The organism is Bartonella sp. SD1336NMGDW (assembly GCF_042193565.1).
In the GTDB taxonomy this organism is placed as follows: domain Bacteria; phylum Pseudomonadota; class Alphaproteobacteria; order Rhizobiales; family Rhizobiaceae; genus Bartonella; species Bartonella grahamii.
Genome location: NZ_JBHILW010000017.1, coordinates 1 through 18,062, shown reverse-complemented (window position 1 = coordinate 18,062; position 18,062 = coordinate 1). Strand labels below are relative to the sequence as shown.

Genomic DNA, 18,062 nt, shown 5'->3' with positions numbered 1-18,062 from the left:
TTTGCCAATTATGTTCCAAAAGTGAATAGATATGCGCCAAAAAGGACAGAAAACATCGAACACAAGACGGTGATCATTACTTAAAATTCTGGAGTATTTATTTTATTATTTCATTTTTTTGTAAAAACAGCGCATCTTCTAAAATTTTAGTTTTTATATTGTACTTATAATTAAAAGAATGCTTCAATTATTCAAAATAAATATCAAAAGTATTCAATTCAAAAAGCTATGAGAGATAAAAGAGAAGGAAGAAACATTAGTGTTCTAAGCTGTTTTTCCTTCTCTTATTACTCTATATCAAAACAATGCTAGAAAAACTTTCTAAGTTCTTTGAGTAAAAACTCCCAAAACCAGAGAGGAAAGTTGAAAAGTTTTGAGACAATGTCCAAAAGTTTCGAGATTCTCTCCAAAGTTTGTTTTTTAGTTTCGCCCGCAGTTTTTTTATACGATGTAAGAGCACTTTGATTTGAGAGATAAATTTGGTTTGATGGACCATCTTGTACTAAGAAAGTGCATTTTGTAAAGGTCATGTGTTCCCCCTTTATGACGTAGGGATTATGAACTGTAATCGGTTCATAGGTGCTACAGGTTTTCACTTTTGCATTTGCAGTTGTCATGGATTCTGTTTCAAATGTATGTGTGTAAAGGTTACTTGTGTGTTTTTCGGGTTTACTGTCGATTAAAATACATTCATCCATTACGCTTTTTATGGGTGCATTTACTTTGTTTATAAAGTTTTTGAGATGTTTAGAAAATTGAGTTTCTAAGGATAGGATTTTTAGGGATGGGATTTTTATGATTGTATTCATTTTATCAAGTTTTTTTAATACTTTTTTTATTAAAGGCCCGTAAATGTCTTTAATGTTTAAAAAATCACGAACACCAAGTTTACTGATGGCATTATAGGACCACCCTGAAAGACATGCGATCATTTCAATTGATTGCTCGTCGCCTTCTTTGCTCTGTATTGCTTTTAAGTCTTTAAATTTCGGGCGGCGTAAGGTGATTTCTGTGTATGTCTTTCCTTCCACTTTAATAGGTACAAGTAATTGGTACGTGGCTAGTTCTGTTATATTCATTGATAGCCCCTTGCTTTCTAAATTAGATGCAGAATGATTCGTCAAATTTTCATTATATCATGTTTGTCAATAGCTTAGGTAATAAACTTTGTGCTGGTTATGTAGAATGAAATTCTAACAAAATGGACAAGATGAATTTAGATTTTAGAGCGAGATAGAAGCGCAATTTGCTTTATGATATTAGTGGGCTATTAAGTTTGTTTGCTCAATTATTTGTGTTGATAAAAACTTCTCCATGAGCCATTGTTATATGCTGTATTGTTACAATAATATTTGTGTGGGGAGTTTTAAGGAGAGGGAGTTTGTGGCTTCTTTTTTCTTTGAGCGTTGTAAACCACCTCTGATAAAAGATGTTGTCGGAAAAGTGATGTTGTTATCATGGAGAGGGATAGAGTTTGGGAGCGTTTTTGTTGATGATATCAATGAAAAAAAGCTGATGAAGATAGGGCAACATGAATACAACAAAATGCGCTATTTCGGATTGGGAAATATATCTCTGAAGGAGAGTTTTGATCTTTTAGCTTCTTTTGCGTATAGTTTTAAAATTGCGATTTGCTATGCTTTAAAATTAATTATAAAGTGAAGCGCTAAGTGTTTATTTACGTGTTGCGTGTGCGTGCGGATCAGACATTGGATTTATGTATCAACAAGATGAATTATTCTCGAATAAAGTAAAAGAATAAAGAAAATTTATTATTTTATTCCCTGTGGATAAAGTTAAAATAGATTTATATTTATAAATATAAATTATTATTTTTCTATAAACGTAAAATTTAAATATTTTTAAATTTAAGAAATGTGACTTTCCTGATGAAACATAAATATACATTACCATTCATTATACTTATCGTATGTTTATCAACAGGAGGTTTGATTTCTACCGATATTTTTTTACCAGCACTGGGCGATATGCGTCAATATTATCAAGTGACACAATCTCAAATTCAAAGTGCAGTGGCGGTTTTTTTGTTGGCATTGGCACTTGGACAGCTCATTTATGGGCCGCTGAGTGATAATTTTGGGCGTAAAAAAACACTTCTATTGGGCTTATTCTTGTGGTTATTTACGACACTTGGTGTGATTTATACGGTTCATATTCACGCTTTTCTTGTGTTACGTTTTTTGCAAGGTCTTGGTGCTTGTGCGGGACTTGTCTTAAGTCGTGCAATTATCAATGATTTGTTGGATAAAAAAGCGGCTGGAAAACTTTATTTGATTGTTTTCCCTTTTATTGGAATGTCACCAGCACTTGCACCTTTCATTGGTGGACTTTTGATACAAGCTTTTCATTGGCAGGCAACTTTTATCTTTTTAAGCTTTTTTATATTTTTGACCATTTTGCTGTGTTGTTTTGTGCTAACCGAAACTCTACCTCCTCAGAAGCGGCAGCATTTTTCTCCGGTAGGATTTATGAAGGCATATTTAGGTGTTCTCAGAAATAAACAATTTATTTTTTATGCACTTATTCCGTGTTTTTCTTACGCTGCCTATTTTGCTTATATTGTGGAGTCGCCTTTTTTACTCACGACTTTGGGGTTATCGCCGATACACATTAGTTATAGCTATATTGGTGTTTCGTTTCCCTATATTTTGGGAAATCTTTTGGCGCGATGGTTTTTTGAACGCGAGTCTATGGAAAAGACTGTGGGGAGAGGGTACATTATTTTTGTGATAGGTGGTGTGCTGTTTGCTTTGCAAATGTATCTAAGCCCATGGCCCCTTGTGACAAGTTTTATGGCTATTGCTGTTCTTACTTTTGGCAATGGTTTTTTATTGCCGTTAGGAACAGCGTTGGCTATTTCATCGCATCCGAAAGCTGCGGGAGCGGCTTCTGGTGTTATGGGATCTTTGCAATTAGGAAGTGCGGCACTCAGTGCAGCGGTTATCGGAAAGATATCTGGTCATAGCCCACGGGCTATGGCAACTTTGTTAGCTGTGTGTTGTATGATTGGTTTTATCATTTATATTCAAAAAGCGCGTCATTTTATGACTTCAGAAATGAACTGAGTAAAATGATAAAAAGAAAGCATTATGCGGAAATGTTTTTGATGTTGTTCACGAATGGGGTACCTGTACATTAGATGAATTTTTTTATTAAGTTGTTGGATTGAGTGGGTTTAAAATTTGTTACAAGCTTAGTTTGAGTTTAATAAATCGATTATGATGGGGGGAGAGTATGAGCCTAGAGTTTCAACATATTTTCATTATATTGGATGGGAAAAGTTTTGGCTCTAATGCATGTTTTAAATAAGGGGAGGAATTGATCAATGAGCCTTCCTATTATTATTCTTTCTCCTGTAATGCCAATTTGGGATGGTGGTGTTTTTTGTTCTCCATTGACAAAGCTATGCTTATCAAAAGGATACCCAGTCACTCTGCTGGATACACTTTCTCTTTTTCCTAAGGGTTCTCATGTGCTCAATCATGCTGCTGTAGACATTTTATCTTTTATGGCAGAAAAACTTAAAAGCTATTTTAAAGAGCCCGCAGTGCTTGTGGGATTTTCTATGGCTGGAATGTTGGTACAAATATTGGCAGCACGGCTTCCCAATGTTCAAGCTGTGCTTGCTGTGAATGCACCTGGCTATCCAGATAAGGTTTTGCAACGGCGCCTTGGAGATATTCTTGCCTCCTTAGAAAATAATGATTTGTCGGGGGATTTGGAAATACTCAATGGTTTTATGCATCCTTCTGGCATTATGAAAAAAAGAGTTTTATTGGAGATTCCCGATAAACAAAAAAGCGTGGCAATTGAACGCATGAGAAGAGGGTTTAAACTCTTATTAGAAATAGATGCTAGAGATGAAATAGTTAAGTATAAGGGGAAGTTCTTAGCTTTAGTGGGAGAAAAGTCGCAACTTGCAACGGTAGATAATCAGACGAAAAGTCATTTTTTCAATCATGAATATAAGATTATTTCTGGTGCTGGTACGCGTTTGTGGGAGGATAATCCTACTATGACAGATGCAGTCATTGATGAGTGGATTGATGAGTTATGAAAAAGAAAGTTCTTGTATTACCTGGTGATGGGATAGGACCAGAGGTTTGTGATGCTGCGTTGAGGGTCTTAGAGCAATTCCAATTGCCGATTGAGTTTACTTATGGTGATATTGGTTTTGAATGTTGGAAACAAGAAGGAGATCCTGTCCCTCAAGCAACTTGGCAAAAAATTATTCAGAGTGATGCCATTTTACTTGGAGCTGTGACCAGTAAAGGAAAAGAAGCGGCTTTAAAAGAACTTGCACCGCATTTAAAAGAGCAAAAACTTGCCTATGTGTCACCGGTTATTCAGCTTCGCCAAAAATTAGGGTTGTTTGCAAATATACGCCCTGTCAGATACATCTTTGGTCCGAGAAAACCTTTTCATTTTTGTGTTATCAGAGACAATAGTGAAGGCCTTTATGCTGGATTGGATTTTCGGGGTATTTCTCCTGAAACAGCCGTTTGGCTAAAACATCCCAATTTAACAAAATATGGGCTTGAGGAAGCTGCGTGGACAGTCCGTTTGCAGACACGCTTTGGTTTAGAGCGGTTATTTGAATATGCTTTTTCTTATGCGAGGAAATATGGCTTTAAGCGCGTTACTTTTGCTGATAAGCCCAATGTTATGCGAGAAAGTGGACAATTTGCTCAGGAAATTTTTGAGAAGATTGCGCAAAACTATCCGGAAATTGAAGCAGACATTCACAATGTCGATGCGGTTGCTTTGTGGATAGCAAACAAGCCAGAGCAATTTGGGGTGATTGTTGCTGAAAACATGTTTGGCGATATTCTCTCTGATCTTGCCGCTGGAGTCATGGGGGGATTGGGGCTTGCTCCTCATGTGAATGTGGGGAGCGAGATTGCTTGTTTTGAACCTGTTCATGGCAGTGCACCACGTATTGCTGGACAGAATAAAGCAAATCCTTCTGCGATGCTTTATACCACGGCTTTACTTTTAGAGCATTTAGGTTTTAAAGATGCAGCAAAACAACTATCTGAGAGTGTTGATCAGGTTATTCGTGCTGGAAAAACTGTTACCTATGATCTTGGAGGTGTAGCCTCTACCCGTCAAATGGCTGAAGCTGTTCGCAATGTTCTTGTGAATCCTGTCTCTATTTGTCATGCGGCAATTATTACGATTGGTGATGAACTCCTTTCAGGACAATATTTGAATACGAATTTGCAGGATTTGAGTCAGAGCTTGAATAAAAGAAATATTCAAGTCACGCGTCATTTTGTTTGTGCTGATCAATTACAGCAAATCAGTGAGACTGTTGTTTCTTGCCTTGGACAAGAAGATCTTATCATTATCAGTGGGGGATTGGGACCAACATCAGATGACATAACACGCGATGCGGTTTCTCAAGCCGTGCAGCAGCCTTTGGTACATCATGAAGATGTTTGGCAAACAATAAAAGGTCAATTACAACGATTAGGGATTTTGGTGGATAAGAGTAATGCGCGTCAAGCATTGTTTCCTGAGACAGCAACCGTGCTTGATAATCCTACAGGTACAGCACCAGGCTTTTATCTTTCTTGTGATGGAAGTACGCTTGTTGTTTTGCCTGGTCCGCCATCACAGGCTCTTGCGCTTTTAGAGAATTATTTAGAACACAACGAGAAGAAATATTCTTTTGTATCGCGTGCGGGGTATGCATGGACTTTGATTGGAATTGATGAAAGTACCATTGCGCAGTGGGTTGATTGTCATCTTGAAAATGAGCCATTTGAACGGCATTTTTTATGGAAAAGCCCCTATGTTCTTGTGCAGCTTGTTGGTCAGTCATCGGCACCTTTGGCACAGCATTTAATCGAACAATTTGAAGATCATTTTCACTCCTATTTGGTTGGTGCAGAAGTTACTACTGCTTGTAAACAATTGAAAAAGCATACAGAGGTTCATTGGTCTTCCAATGATCCATATCTTTTAAAATATTTTCAGCCCATAGAAAAAAGTACAAAAAATATTCCACTGCTTGAGGTTGAAGTGAGCCTAGAACCTTCTATCGAGACATTAGAAAATCAAGAAGAAAGCCTTGGACATGCCACGATGACTATACGGATGAAAGGTTATGGTGATGATCGTGTAACTTTTCCCTATACGCGACCACTTTTAGGTGCCGTCTTACAAGAATATGCAGCTTGGTTGGTTTTAAAAAGAGTTTTGCAAACTGAGAAAAGCAAATGAACCTCTATGGGGACGTAAAAATATTGCTCAAATTATTGAACGTTCTATTATAAGAAGTATTTTGATCCTTTTCTTAAGTGGTTTTTATCTATAGGTTAAACTTTCTTTTAATGTGTAATTAAATCACTTTGATTAATTCAAGATTAAGAAAAACTTTACGATATTAGGCTTGCTACATTCAATATTTATAATGATTAATTATTATTATAAATCAATTCGTTATCTTTCATAGAGCTGATGACAAGGAATCCAGAGACTTCATGTGCCTCAAGCGTTGTAAATAATTGAGATTCTTTGTAAATCAAAAAGCGATGGTGTGAAAAGACAAGAAGTTGTGTCATTTACAGGAAAGCTTTGCAAATTTTATTGAAAAATATGTCCAGTTTATTGCGAATATGTGCCATTCAGTTATCTGATAATAAATTGCTGTAAAGAGCTTATAAAAATTTTTCCTTTAAGTTTTTGTGTGATTGCACGATCGTTGGGTGTTCGCTTCCGAGGGGCGATATTTTTCAATGTGATAACAGGAAGAATTATTTTTCTGTAAGACGTGAAAATTCAAGGAGTGATTATTTTATGCTTTTGTTTTCTTTTCGATTGGTAATTTTTAGGAATTTGTTTGAGGAAAATATTTAATGCGGTGCGTTTGTGAATGTGGTTAAAAACATTTTACGCGTGTGTGGGGGAGAAATAAAATGTGTCTTAATTGTTGATAAGAGTGTCAATGTTTTTGATGAACAAATTTTAGGCGTAATTCTTAGTATCTAGATAGGAAGTTCATTGCATTTTTAACAGTTCGTGTCCTATCTGTTGTGATGCGCAGTGGTCTTTTTTAGCAAAAAAGAAAGGGCTTTTATGTATCAGATTGATTACAACAGTTATCGTTCTGTCAAGAGTTTTAATCGTCGCGTTCGTTTTCTCGTTATGCATTATACGGCTCTTGATTTTAAATCCTCGATTATGGCGCTTACAGGAGAAAAGGTTAGTGCACACTATCTTGTTCCTGATCCTTCAGAGCAGACATATCGTGAAGCAGGCTTTAAGGACATGCGTATTTTTAATCTGGTTGATGAAAATGAGCGTGCATGGCATGCGGGTGTGAGTTCATGGGCTGGGCATAGTCATCTCAATGATGCATCTATCGGGATTGAAATCGTTAATTTAGCGACGGGTCATTCTGAGTCTCCAGAAGAGACAGTTGATTTTATGGCTTATCATGATGAGGGTGGTATATTTCCTCCTTATAATCCAATACAAATTGATGCCGTTAAGGAACTTGCCTTGAATATTCTTCAACGGTATCCCGATATTATGCCAACTGATGTTGTGGGACACAGTGATATTGCTATTGGAAGAAAAAGTGATCCAGGAGCAGCTTTCCCATGGAGAGAACTTTATAGGGCAGGTATAGGAGCATGGTATGATGATGAACTAAAAAGTCATTATCAAGAGCAATTTTCTAAGAACTTGCCGCCCAAAGAAGATATTTTGGCGAAGCTAAAATGTTATGGATATGACATTTCTGCTGCGTGTACCCAAACAGGATACAAAGATTTGATCCGAGCATTCCAACTTCATTTTCGTCAAGAAAATTATGATGGGATTCTAGATGTTGAAACAGCAGCAATTCTTTATGCATTGGTTGATAAATATTTTCCGTGAATTCAACGTGTTTTAATTGAAAATATGGTTATGATGACGTGTAAGCCTTTTTCTTATCAAGAGAGGCTTCTTTTTTCCAATGCGCTTTATGTAAAAAAGGGCATTAATCGTGTAAAAAATCCCATGTACGGTATAAGGCGTTTTATGGAAACATAACGCTATAGAATGCTTTATGATTTCCAGAGATTAAATTTACTGGTTCTTTGTCTTATATTTTGCTTCCTTTTTTACAGTGACGTTCATAAAGAATATAATCTAAAGTCCTCTATTAAGTTAGCTTCATTTTTATGCTTAATAAAAGTGCCGAACACCATTGTATACTTTGCCAGATCTCAATGTTACTACAGTCCTTGGAACTTAAAACGATTCATAAAGGGTTTTCTTTACTCGTTTTTATTCACACGGCTCTCTCCATTCGTCGTGTACAAGTGAATGGTTTTGGTTGATTGAAACATGGGACAGGTCTGAAATGGAGAATCCTACGATATTCTGGACTTTTATTCAACATGCAAAATAATAAATTGTCATTATAAATTAATGTGATGCAGATTCAAAAAAAGGTGGGTCGTTTACAGATTGCTACTGATAGGAGTCTCTATTCTTTAGATGGGGAAGAGGTTAATTCATTTTTTGAAGATATATCTATTTTCTCTTTTATTGCTTTAGGGGATATTTTCATCGTTTTGATAACATGTTTCTTGATGATTAAGTTTTTTAATGCGCGGCAGTGTTGTAAAATGTTGTGTTTTAGGATGTTAATAGAAGACACATTCATGCATATCAAAAACACAATGATGTCTTGTTTTTTTCAATATTTTATTTGTTCAGTACAGAACTTACCTGAGAAGTTCATGACCTAAATTAACAAAGGTTAGGTATAAATTACCAACAAAAATCAATTTGGTAATAAAGAAAAGGTATTTGTTCACCTGGGTACGCAAGAGATTGTTTGAATGGATGTGTAAGAACCCACGTATGCAGTGTTCTTATCAAGTACATCAGGTTAATTTTCTGAGAATATTTTTGTGAAAGTGAGTATTTTTTTCAAAAAGACAAGAAAATAACGATCAAGAAAGATGCTCATGATGTTTGATTACAAAAATAAAAACTGGCAACATATGTTGCCAGTTTTTAAAATCTTTAGCTTAAATAGTATTAGAATGAACGCTGTAAACGGATCATACCTTGAAAAGCACTTTTCTTATTGAATAAATGTTTTTCATCATTATTTTTATCCGTCACAACGCGATCATCATTCCAAGAAACATAGGTTAATTCAGGTGTAATCACAAATCCTGGAACCAGCGTGTATGTAATATTTACAGAAGTTGCAAAGGTTTTTACAGCACTATAAGAAACTTGAGCATTCAAATTTGCCTTCGGAGTGAGTTTGTAAGTGGCACCCGCCCAAGCAGCCCATTTACCACCCCAGTTTGCATAAATCGTTGTGCTTTGTCGTGATAATTCATCATTTTCATTTACTGTGTAGTAATCAAGGCCGTTTTTATAACCAGCCATTACCCATAGATTGAAACGATCGTTGACATTGAAATCTGCACGTACTTTTCCAGCCCACTTTTTGTAGTAAGTATCATATGCTGCAACCGCTGAAAAACCACCCCATTTTTGCATAAACTTGATACCCAAAACTACATTGGGTGTGTAATTTTTAATTGCTTTACTTGGAAGAGTATCCTTCGTGATAGGAACAAGCTTATCATCTTTATCAATATAGTATCCGCTTATTCCAGGAAGAGCATCTGAATTATTGCCTAGTTCAGCTCCGATAATAGCAGAAAAGCCGGAGTCACCATTAAAGGTGTAGGAAATAAAATTAGTGCGTGTTGTGCCTGCAGGTGCTATGCTGTCATCATTGAGAACATTTCCATAACCACCAGTCCAGCTGTTGAAAATTGTGTCATCAAGACCTACGCGAAAACCACCCAGTTCAATGTAAGCGGCTGAAAGCCTTGCACCAGCTTTATCACCACCATCACCCCAGCTTGAGAAAATTCTTGCATATGAACGAAGTGTCCCCATTTCTGTTTCAGAAGCTGCTTGAAAAACAAGGGTGAGCCGTGATGATGCGCCATAGGTTTTTCTTTTTTGGTTCAGTTCAGTTTCGCTTGTTGCATCGATATTATCACCGCCTATAAAATCAGTACGAACATTTCCTGATAAACGCATGCAGGTTTCTGTTCCAGGGATATAAAAATATCCTTTTCCGTAGGCATCACAAACGCGAATATATTCTACAGGTTCGGGTTCGGGGATAATTGTTGAAGCAGCATGTGCTCCAGAAATTGTTAAAAAAGCTGCTGTAGAGCTTAAAAAGAGGGATTTAATATTCATATAGGATCTCCGAGGTCCGTTAATTTTCTTCTAAATTCTAAAGGGTATCATTTACCTAACGCATTAAGGACAAAGACATAAGTAAAATACGCGGCACTTGTTATCTTAGCTATACTAATCTTTTTAGATATTCAAATATGAAATTACCTTTTTGTAATGTATACATGTACTATTCGAGATAATGTGGTAAAAAAGACACAATTTTTGTTTTGTTAACTTTTTATCCCTATGGGCTCAATAGGAGAAAAATTTCAGATATTTGGGAAAAAAATCGAAAATGTCTTGAACTTTCTGTTGATACCATTTATGCCTCTCTGTTGGAGAGGTGGCCGAGTGGTCGAAGGCGCTCCCCTGCTAAGGGAGTAGGGCTCAAAAGGCTCTCGAGAGTTCGAATCTCTTCCTCTCCGCCATCTATTGTTATAAAAGCAGTTGATTGTGTATAGGAATTTTTTTCAGTGATTTGTGCTCATTTGCTTTTCTGCTAATCTCAATTTTGTGAAGTTTTTTGATTGCTTTTCTTGCTAGACGTTTTCTATCAGCTACTCTGCTATAGAGTGGTGCTATTTTATCTTCCTTCCATCTCAATTTATGTGCGAAATTGTATTACCTGTATTAGCAGCGCGTGTGGTTGCTCATTTTCTTAATTCCTGTGTTGATTTTAAATTTTATGTTTCATGAAACAAGTTACAAAAACTTTTTTTCTAATGGCGTAAACTAAAGCAAAACCAATGGGGGATGTTTTAAGCGCAATATGTTTCATGTAAATCGCTATGCCAATTTATATTAAAGTAAATATGATCAGTTGTGGAAAAAATTTATCGCGAGAAAGATGGGTTTGGTTCAAAATTTCTCATGCTTTTGTTGATAAAGGAAAGCGAAGCTCTGTTATAGCATCACATTGACGTTGCATATTTTTTAGCTAAGGATTGCTTATTTATTTTTATGGATATAGGGAGCAGCACGCACGTTTGTAAGAATAAGCGGCCGTAAAGCTAGATGTTACGGATTTTGTTCTACAAAGTGTTTTTGACTTCCCTATATCGTTCCAATCGTTTGGTGGCACATTTATTTTATGACGTTGTTTTGCTAAGCTTTTGCTTTTGTGTGTCAATCAACACCTACTCCTTATACAACAGCATATTTGAGATCAATATTTTAAGATGGCTTACTGCTTTATCGGTTATGTCAGCGTTTATATGCCAAATAGGGGAGAAAATATTGTATATATTTGCTAGCGAGTCATTTCTAAAAACGGAAGGATCTTTTTAATTTTGAGAAAATATAAAAGCAAAAAAGGTGGAAGTTATCTCTTATTTTTATCATCATCTTATTAATTCAGTTTTATAATTTTCATAAATCTCTATGGTCGTGTCTTTTAAATAATGAAGATTATGTGTCTTACGCTTTTGTTTATCCCGTTGGGATTATGCCTCTCATATAAAAAGAATGTCCTAAACACAAATATACTTGTGTTGCCAATTTATGCACTTGTGTTAAAGAGATATCTTTCAATGTGTATAAGCCCATTTTGCGACGGCACCTCTTAAATGGTATAAAACACAAAAGTTTCTTTATAATTATAAAGCCTTATAAAGCCACACCATTTGTATACTTATGAAGATGCAAAGAGGCATATTATATATCTGCCTTCCTGTTGTTATAGATTTTAACTATGAGAGTTCATAAAAGGCATTTTTCCTTTTCTAAATTGTTTTTATTTATACGGCTTTCTCCACTTACTGATATGCAAGCAAATGATTTTGCTTGTTTCAACCATAAAAACAGATTTGAAAAGAAAGAATCTTACAATATTCGAGTTTGCTATATTATCATTATAAATCAATGTGTTGCTTTATATTTGCATTGTATATTGAAAGTTGGATGTGGCAATGCTCTCAAAAAAGTATCGATTTCTTTTAGAAGAAAACGTTGTGGGTGAAATGTTATGGTTTTTCTCTCATAGAGACTTTTGAGAGTGTTTCATCCATTTCATGACAACCAAACCACACATGAAAAAAGTAATGGTCGGTAATATTAGATAGTAAGATGGAGAAACTTTTGCAGGAAGAAAAGAAATAATACTCAATACTGTAATTGAAAATATTCTTCCGCTAAAAGATACAGCACCAACAATACCGGAAATATGCTGCGTTTGTTTTTGGTTAAGTTCTGAGAAAAATAAGCTTTTGGCCCCTATTGGTACAGTGCAAATAAATCCATGGATTAAAGAGAAGGCGATGACTGATGCAGCAGTTTGATGGCTATGAACTAAAAAATAGAGCGCTATGCACATCAGCGCAGAAAAGAAGGAAAAATATTTTATAGAATTCTTATATTTTTTATCAAGAACATGATACTTAGACATCAGTAAATTTGAAAAATATTGTGCTGAAAAGGCTCCAATATGGCAGCACATCAAGACGAGCATTTGCGAACCGTTGAGGTGATGAATTTTTCCTCCTGAAAGTATTATCGGTTGCCAGAAATGATAAATAATCTGAATACCAGCGCTAAAAAGGCACATGAGGAAAATAAACCATGCTCCTCCTACTGTATTTTGAAATATCCAGAGCGTTTCCTTGGCATTGTGCAAGATTGTTTTTGTTTTGGATGTTTCAATTGTCGTTTTCTTTTCTTCCGGAACAATAAGGAATATCAAAAAAATAAATCCCATCATGAGGCATGAGATGATATATCCCATAAAATATTGTCCAGAGTAATAGATCGTTCCAATTCCTACAATCCCACTGAGAATACTTCCGAAAGAGTTAACTTGGTGGTAGAGATGAGCATAATGCGAAAAGTGATCCTGTTTATCGCCTAGAGAATGGTAAATCCATCCGTCAATGGCGCTGACAATGATGCAAATGCCCGCTGCATAGAGAATTTGCGCAATAATAAGTGCTGTCATATTAGGAGCTTGAAGGCATAGAAGATAAAATACTCCTGTCATAAAGACCCCAGCCATAACGGAATATTTACGTCGATATCTGTCAGATAAAACAGCGCAGGGAAAATCAAGCAGCAGAATGGTGGTGGAAAAGACAACCTGAAGCAGAGCTAATTGCGCCAGACTAACTCCCATGGACATTAAAAAAATAGCATGGTAAACACCGATCAGCATGCGGACAGCATTATAGGATCCATAGTTGAGAGCGAGGGTGCGTGGTCTGTTCATTGTGTTGTTCCACAAACCTTACAGTGAGGATTTTTCTTTAGAGAACGCTCTTCTGTGAAAAGTTGGCTGCTCCATATCCCCACACGGCGATCAGTGGAAAGAAGGCTTCCATAACCACCCAAAAATTTAAGAGCATCATTAGCACACATGGCAGCTGAAAGTGCATTAACAGGGGGAAATGTAGCAACTTTGAAGTTATTATTAATCATAACACAAGCTTCATAAATAAGATGATCACTTTTTGCCGGAAGATTGCCTATAGACGAGCTACATGCGTAACAACCAGTTTTCTTAAGTATGTAAAATGGACCAAAGACGGCTATATCATTAACATAACCGGAATTTATATAGGCTTGTTTGTTTTTTACACACCATTCATTGATCCATAGGCCTAGCTGAGCAGGTGAATCAGCAGAAATGATCCATAAATCAGCTTTGGGTAATTTGTTGATATTCTCTTTTTCAGTAATCAACATTTGTAATTCATGAACTTCAATTTGGCTGTTTCTCCGCATCAGCTCACGTTTAAGAACTGTTGTTTTCGGAAAACTGATATCTTCTTCAGTAAAAAGAATTTGTCTGGTAAGGTTGGTCATCTCGATCACATCATTGTCAACAAGAGTCAATTTTCCAACGCCAGAGGATGCAAGCATTGCTGATACATGATTACCAATCCCACCACCCCCTAAAATGACAACACTTTTTTGCAAAAGAATATGCTGAACGGAGGTTGGATGCATACCATAGCTTTGATAATGGAGATGACTTCTGGAATAGCGATTATTGAGGATATTGTCTGATGTTTCAGCTTTGACAAGAAAATGGTTAGAAACAAGAAAATCAAACGCACGGTCAAAATTTTCTTTTAACATGATTAATGATAGTGAATTGTAAACTTCATCTACTATCTTTCTTTTTATCCATTGTGCTGCAATAAGCACTAAGTTCTCCCAAAAATTTTTATCATTGATAATAAACTGCTTTGAACCTGCACTAAAAATAGCATCCTTTTCACGAACAACAACACGTGTGTATTTTCCTAAAATATATTGTTGTTTCATTTCTCCTCCCCACTTGTAGAGCAAACCAACTTTTCCCTGAAAAATAACTTCAGGTAAATTTCTTTAGTCATTAATTACATTCTGTATGATTCATGATGTCCTCCCCGTTATTGATGCTTTCATTATTCACCACATTACATGGGAGGAGGGCCCTATATAAAAATGTAAATGCACTTTTATGATGTAAAGTAAATATTCCTACATCAAATATTGATGAATGTACATTGAGAAAATAACGCATCTTATCAGTTTAAAACTCTATGATCTCTATTAACTTAAATTTAATAGCATAAAATATAATATAAAAAATGAATAAATTTTAATTTATCTAAAAAACACAAACTTTTTTATTGCTGCTACTGATAAAAAAACAAATCTATATTATAAAGTAGTTGATAACTACATTGATTGTGGTTATCCGTTTTGTATACGCATCATTTCATAAATGTTAATATATTTATTAATCAAAATATTATTTTTGAAGCAATTGTAATATACTATTAAAATATTTTAAATTTACCTATAAATTGATTAAATTTCTCCTATAGAGATATAAAGATAGAAAGAAAAATCTATGACTATTTTATTGAATAAATTATTTTTTATAGCTTTATTCTGTTTGTTAAGTATTTAATTTTTGTACAATTTATCCCTTTTTATTTTTATCATATATTATTTTAAATAGATTTAATAAATTTCATTATTAATTTTTCAATACAAATTTAATTGTTTATTTTAATTTATTGCATACGAGAAAATAAAAAATGTTTACAAAAAAAAGTTCTGTTGAGAGAAGGCTTATTGCTTATCATATTTTTGCTAACATATCTTTTATCTACCTCGCATGGCTATACGGGTATAGATAAATTATTTTGTTCCCAAGCTGTTAAGGAACGTGATGATGCGGTTCAGAAGTTGGATTCAGCAAAGTTTGAAAAAGACAATGCGGAGAGAGGATGGAACGATACAATGCAAATATTGGGGGTGTCGGTAGAGGACTTGAAGAGAATAGCTTTTGAACAGCAGGCACTCTATTTTGCATTGCTGAAAAATATGCCAAATAACAAGCAACTAACTTATAAATATGAAATAACGCAAAAGCGGAATGCTGCAATTTTTGAACGGCTCGAGAAGGTTTTTACTTTATTTGAGCATGTTGAGAAAAGAACAGAGGCTTTTCGAGAATTAAATGAAGCAAATAAGCTTAAGGATCAGTCTCAAGCATTACATTATTTAGAAGTGATTTCTAAACATCATGAACATATTGATAAATTAAATCAAGAGATTAAAAGGATAGATCACAAAGTTGATAATTTAAATAACAGGCTTCAAAGTTTGAGGAAAATATTTCGATAGGAAACGAAAAGTTATTCATTTAGAAGACACGTTTGAGCAACGAGATAAAGCTCTTACAGCACAAAGAAGGAAAGAAAAGTGACGGCTCTTATGGCGCTTTGCGTATCACGAAAAATGAGCTCATTCTCTCCCATGGGGAAAACCAAATCCATTTGAATAGCCAAGGTTTGGTGCTTTCTCATCAAGCAACCTGTGTTGAATTAACGGGTAGTGTGCACATTCAGGCAGAAGATTTACAGCATAATCAAAAATCTGTTGGCGCAAGCCACAAACACGGTGGGGTCAAAATGGGTCCCTCCACAACCTCTTCCCCCCTTTAAAGGAGTTTATTATGCGTGAGAACACTTATGTTATTTTAACCAATGCAGACTTTGTTGCAGGCAAGCGTTCACCGGGCAAGGGTGAGGAAATTTGTTTAAGTGAGGAAGAGGCTAAATATCCGTTGCTGCTTGGTCAGATCACTGAAAAACCAGCACCTGTTGTTTCTGCGCCCCCAACTGTTTCTACCACAAAGACAAGCAAAGGAGCTTAAAGCATGCGGTGTGGGATGAGCGAAAAGGATGGCTCTCTTTTATATGGCTTTGCGCATTGTCAACAGTCACTTCGTAAATGTCTGACGACAAGAATTGGGACACGGGTTTTGCGTCGTCATTATGGATGTGATGTTGGAGCATTCCAAGACGCCAATGCTGATCCTGCGACGATGATGCAGCTTTATCAAGCAATTGTTGAAGCACTCGATGATCCAGAGTGTGGAGAGCCTGGGTTTTCGTTGCAGAGGATTGATCTGACAAAAGCAACGCGTGAAGGTACATTTCATTTGTTTTAACGGGCCATTTTGTTTTAACGGGTGTTTTTTATCCCGATGGGCATTTGGGGGATTGGTCACACAAAGAGCCAATGAGCATCAATTTAGAGGTTGGTGATGACAGAGTTTGAACCTTTATCCATTCCACAATTTCCTTGGCCACAAATTCCCCCTCCACAACTCCCTCTCCCACAAATTATTGAAGAGCTTTCTGTTGAAGCCATTTTAGAGCAAAAGATCACGCGTTTGACTGAGCTTTTTGCAGCGCATCATATTCCTTATAATGTGGAAAAGACGGCTTATGATCCGGTTGTCATTCAATTGCAAGCGGCGGCTTATGAAGAGTTGCTTTTGCGCCAGCGAATTAATGAAGTGGCGCGAGATAATTTACTCACATTTGCTCGTGGAACAAGTTTAGATCATTTGGGGGATTTTCATGGGGTCACGCGCCTTTTGGATGAAGATGATGAGCGGTTTCGCCGCCGCATTCGCTTGAATAGACAAGGACATTCCACAGGTGGCACAGCGCCACGTTACCAATATTTTGCCCTCTCAAGCGATATCCATGTCAAAGATGCTTTTGTTTATCGTGTGGCTAAAAGTCCACTTATTCATGTTGCGCTTTTTAGTGACGCCCCTTCAGGGGTGGCTGATGAGGCTTTAATTGCCAAGGTACAAGCAGCCCTTGATGCCCCCCATGTTAAAATGACCAATGACCACATCTTTGTGAAAAGCGCGGTACAGCGGATGATCAATGTTTCTGCTGATTTTTGGTTGTTACCGGATGAAGGCTCCTTTGTTTTGGAAAGAGCGGAGCAGAATTTAAGAGCAGAATGGGCGCGTGCGCAAAGGCTTGGGCGTGATTTGTCTTTAAGTTGGATACTAAGCCGCTTGATGGTTGAGGGCGTTCACCATGTGAACATAACGCAACCTTGTGAGGATATTTTGGTCGCACCTGATGAAGCTGTAGCTTTGGGGGATATTGTTTTGTCTGAACGGGGGCGTGCTTATTGATGCTTTCCTCACTTTTGCCCCCGAATTCTAGCTTGTTTGAACGTTGTTTTGCAGAAGCAATGGCTCTTGACCCTCACGTTAAAACCGCACTGGAAGAAATACCCCGCGCGAAATTTATTACGCGTCCGCCTTCTTGGTTGCCCTTTTTAATAGACGAATATGGCTTACAAGAATTAAACCCTTATTTCTCTAACCTTTATGATTTAATTGATCAGGGTCTTGCATGGCAACATATTCGCGGCTCCCTTGCGGCAATAGAGATGGGGCTTGAATGGCTAGGGATTTCTGCACGCTTTCAACCCGCTTGGACGGGGCGGGTATGGTGGAATTCCTTTCAACTTGATTTTGATCAGTTGCCTGAACGCAAAAGCCTTGAAGCCAT

General features: G+C 36.5%; 14 protein-coding genes, 1 tRNA gene and 2 pseudogenes. 12 read left to right on the top strand and 5 right to left on the bottom strand.

Annotated elements, in window-relative coordinates; translation table 11 throughout:
* Positions 1 to 308 precede the first annotated feature (308 nt).
* Positions 309 to 1,079: a phage tail assembly protein gene (locus ACFIKH_RS07800; protein WP_375671415.1), complete on the bottom strand. Its 771-nt coding sequence runs from the start codon at positions 1,077 to 1,079 to the stop codon at positions 309 to 311.
* Positions 1,080 to 1,383: 304 nt separating this feature from the next.
* Between ACFIKH_RS07800 and ACFIKH_RS07795 the strand changes: the two genes are divergently transcribed.
* The 5 genes from ACFIKH_RS07795 to ACFIKH_RS07775 all read left to right on the top strand — a co-directional run bounded on the left by ACFIKH_RS07795 (position 1,384) and on the right by ACFIKH_RS07775 (position 7,911).
* Positions 1,384 to 1,662, top strand: coding sequence for a hypothetical protein (locus ACFIKH_RS07795; RefSeq protein ID WP_375627452.1), 279 nt, complete (start codon positions 1,384 to 1,386; stop codon positions 1,660 to 1,662).
* A 227-nt stretch (positions 1,663 to 1,889) separates the two neighbouring features.
* Positions 1,890 to 3,086, top strand: a complete 1,197-nt coding sequence (locus ACFIKH_RS07790) for a multidrug effflux MFS transporter (protein WP_375626771.1) — start codon at positions 1,890 to 1,892, stop codon at positions 3,084 to 3,086.
* 260 nt (positions 3,087 to 3,346) lie between these two features.
* Positions 3,347 to 4,078: an alpha/beta fold hydrolase gene (locus tag ACFIKH_RS07785; protein ID WP_375671414.1), complete on the top strand. Its 732-nt coding sequence runs from the start codon at positions 3,347 to 3,349 to the stop codon at positions 4,076 to 4,078.
* Positions 4,075 to 6,249 (top strand): isocitrate/isopropylmalate family dehydrogenase, encoded by a 2,175-nt coding sequence (locus ACFIKH_RS07780; protein ID WP_375671412.1) that lies wholly within the window; start codon positions 4,075 to 4,077, stop codon positions 6,247 to 6,249. The genes ACFIKH_RS07785 and ACFIKH_RS07780 overlap by 4 nt, the downstream gene beginning before the upstream one ends.
* A gap of 855 nt (positions 6,250 to 7,104) precedes the next feature.
* Entirely contained in the window at positions 7,105 to 7,911 is an 807-nt protein-coding gene (locus tag ACFIKH_RS07775; RefSeq protein ID WP_375626766.1) for an N-acetylmuramoyl-L-alanine amidase, read from the top strand.
* A 1,155-nt stretch (positions 7,912 to 9,066) separates the two neighbouring features.
* On the opposite strand, the gene ACFIKH_RS07770 is transcribed toward ACFIKH_RS07775, so the two are convergent.
* Positions 9,067 to 10,263, bottom strand: a complete 1,197-nt coding sequence (locus tag ACFIKH_RS07770; protein WP_375671410.1) for a porin — start codon at positions 10,261 to 10,263, stop codon at positions 9,067 to 9,069.
* Positions 10,264 to 10,582: 319 nt separating this feature from the next.
* Here ACFIKH_RS07770 and ACFIKH_RS07765 point away from each other — a divergent pair.
* A tRNA-Ser gene (locus tag ACFIKH_RS07765) sits at positions 10,583 to 10,673 on the top strand.
* 82 nt (positions 10,674 to 10,755) lie between these two features.
* On the opposite strand, the pseudogene ACFIKH_RS07760 reads toward ACFIKH_RS07765, so the two are convergent.
* From ACFIKH_RS07760 to ACFIKH_RS07750, 3 genes and pseudogenes are all read right to left on the bottom strand, one after another.
* Positions 10,756 to 10,895: pseudogene (locus tag ACFIKH_RS07760) on the bottom strand (integrase); the annotation flags it as partial.
* Positions 10,896 to 12,220: 1,325 nt separating this feature from the next.
* Positions 12,221 to 13,441, bottom strand: a complete 1,221-nt coding sequence (locus tag ACFIKH_RS07755) for an MFS transporter (protein WP_375626764.1) — start codon at positions 13,439 to 13,441, stop codon at positions 12,221 to 12,223.
* Entirely contained in the window at positions 13,438 to 14,502 is a 1,065-nt protein-coding gene (locus tag ACFIKH_RS07750; protein ID WP_375627458.1) for a ThiF family adenylyltransferase, read from the bottom strand. The genes ACFIKH_RS07755 and ACFIKH_RS07750 overlap by 4 nt, the downstream gene beginning before the upstream one ends.
* A gap of 726 nt (positions 14,503 to 15,228) precedes the next feature.
* Between ACFIKH_RS07750 and ACFIKH_RS07745 the strand changes: the two genes are divergently transcribed.
* From ACFIKH_RS07745 to ACFIKH_RS07720, 6 genes and pseudogenes are all read left to right on the top strand, one after another.
* A complete protein-coding gene (locus ACFIKH_RS07745) occupies positions 15,229 to 15,858 on the top strand; it encodes a hypothetical protein (protein WP_375671408.1) in 630 nt (209 codons plus the stop codon).
* 32 nt (positions 15,859 to 15,890) lie between these two features.
* Positions 15,891 to 16,178 carry a hypothetical protein gene (locus tag ACFIKH_RS07740; protein WP_375671406.1) on the top strand — a complete coding sequence of 96 codons (288 nt, stop codon included), beginning with the start codon at positions 15,891 to 15,893 and terminating at the stop codon, positions 16,176 to 16,178.
* Positions 16,179 to 16,189: 11 nt separating this feature from the next.
* Positions 16,190 to 16,390, top strand: a complete 201-nt coding sequence (locus ACFIKH_RS07735) for a hypothetical protein (RefSeq protein WP_273790108.1) — start codon at positions 16,190 to 16,192, stop codon at positions 16,388 to 16,390.
* Positions 16,391 to 16,393: 3 nt separating this feature from the next.
* Positions 16,394 to 16,797: pseudogene (locus tag ACFIKH_RS07730) on the top strand (GPW/gp25 family protein).
* Positions 16,784 to 17,680, top strand: coding sequence for a baseplate J/gp47 family protein (locus ACFIKH_RS07725; RefSeq protein WP_375671404.1), 897 nt, complete (start codon positions 16,784 to 16,786; stop codon positions 17,678 to 17,680). Before ACFIKH_RS07730 ends, ACFIKH_RS07725 begins: the two are co-directional and overlap by 14 nt.
* On the top strand, positions 17,680 to 18,062 hold a 383-nt coding region (locus tag ACFIKH_RS07720), incomplete at its 3' end, for a phage tail protein (protein WP_375671402.1). The genes ACFIKH_RS07725 and ACFIKH_RS07720, both read left to right, overlap by 1 nt.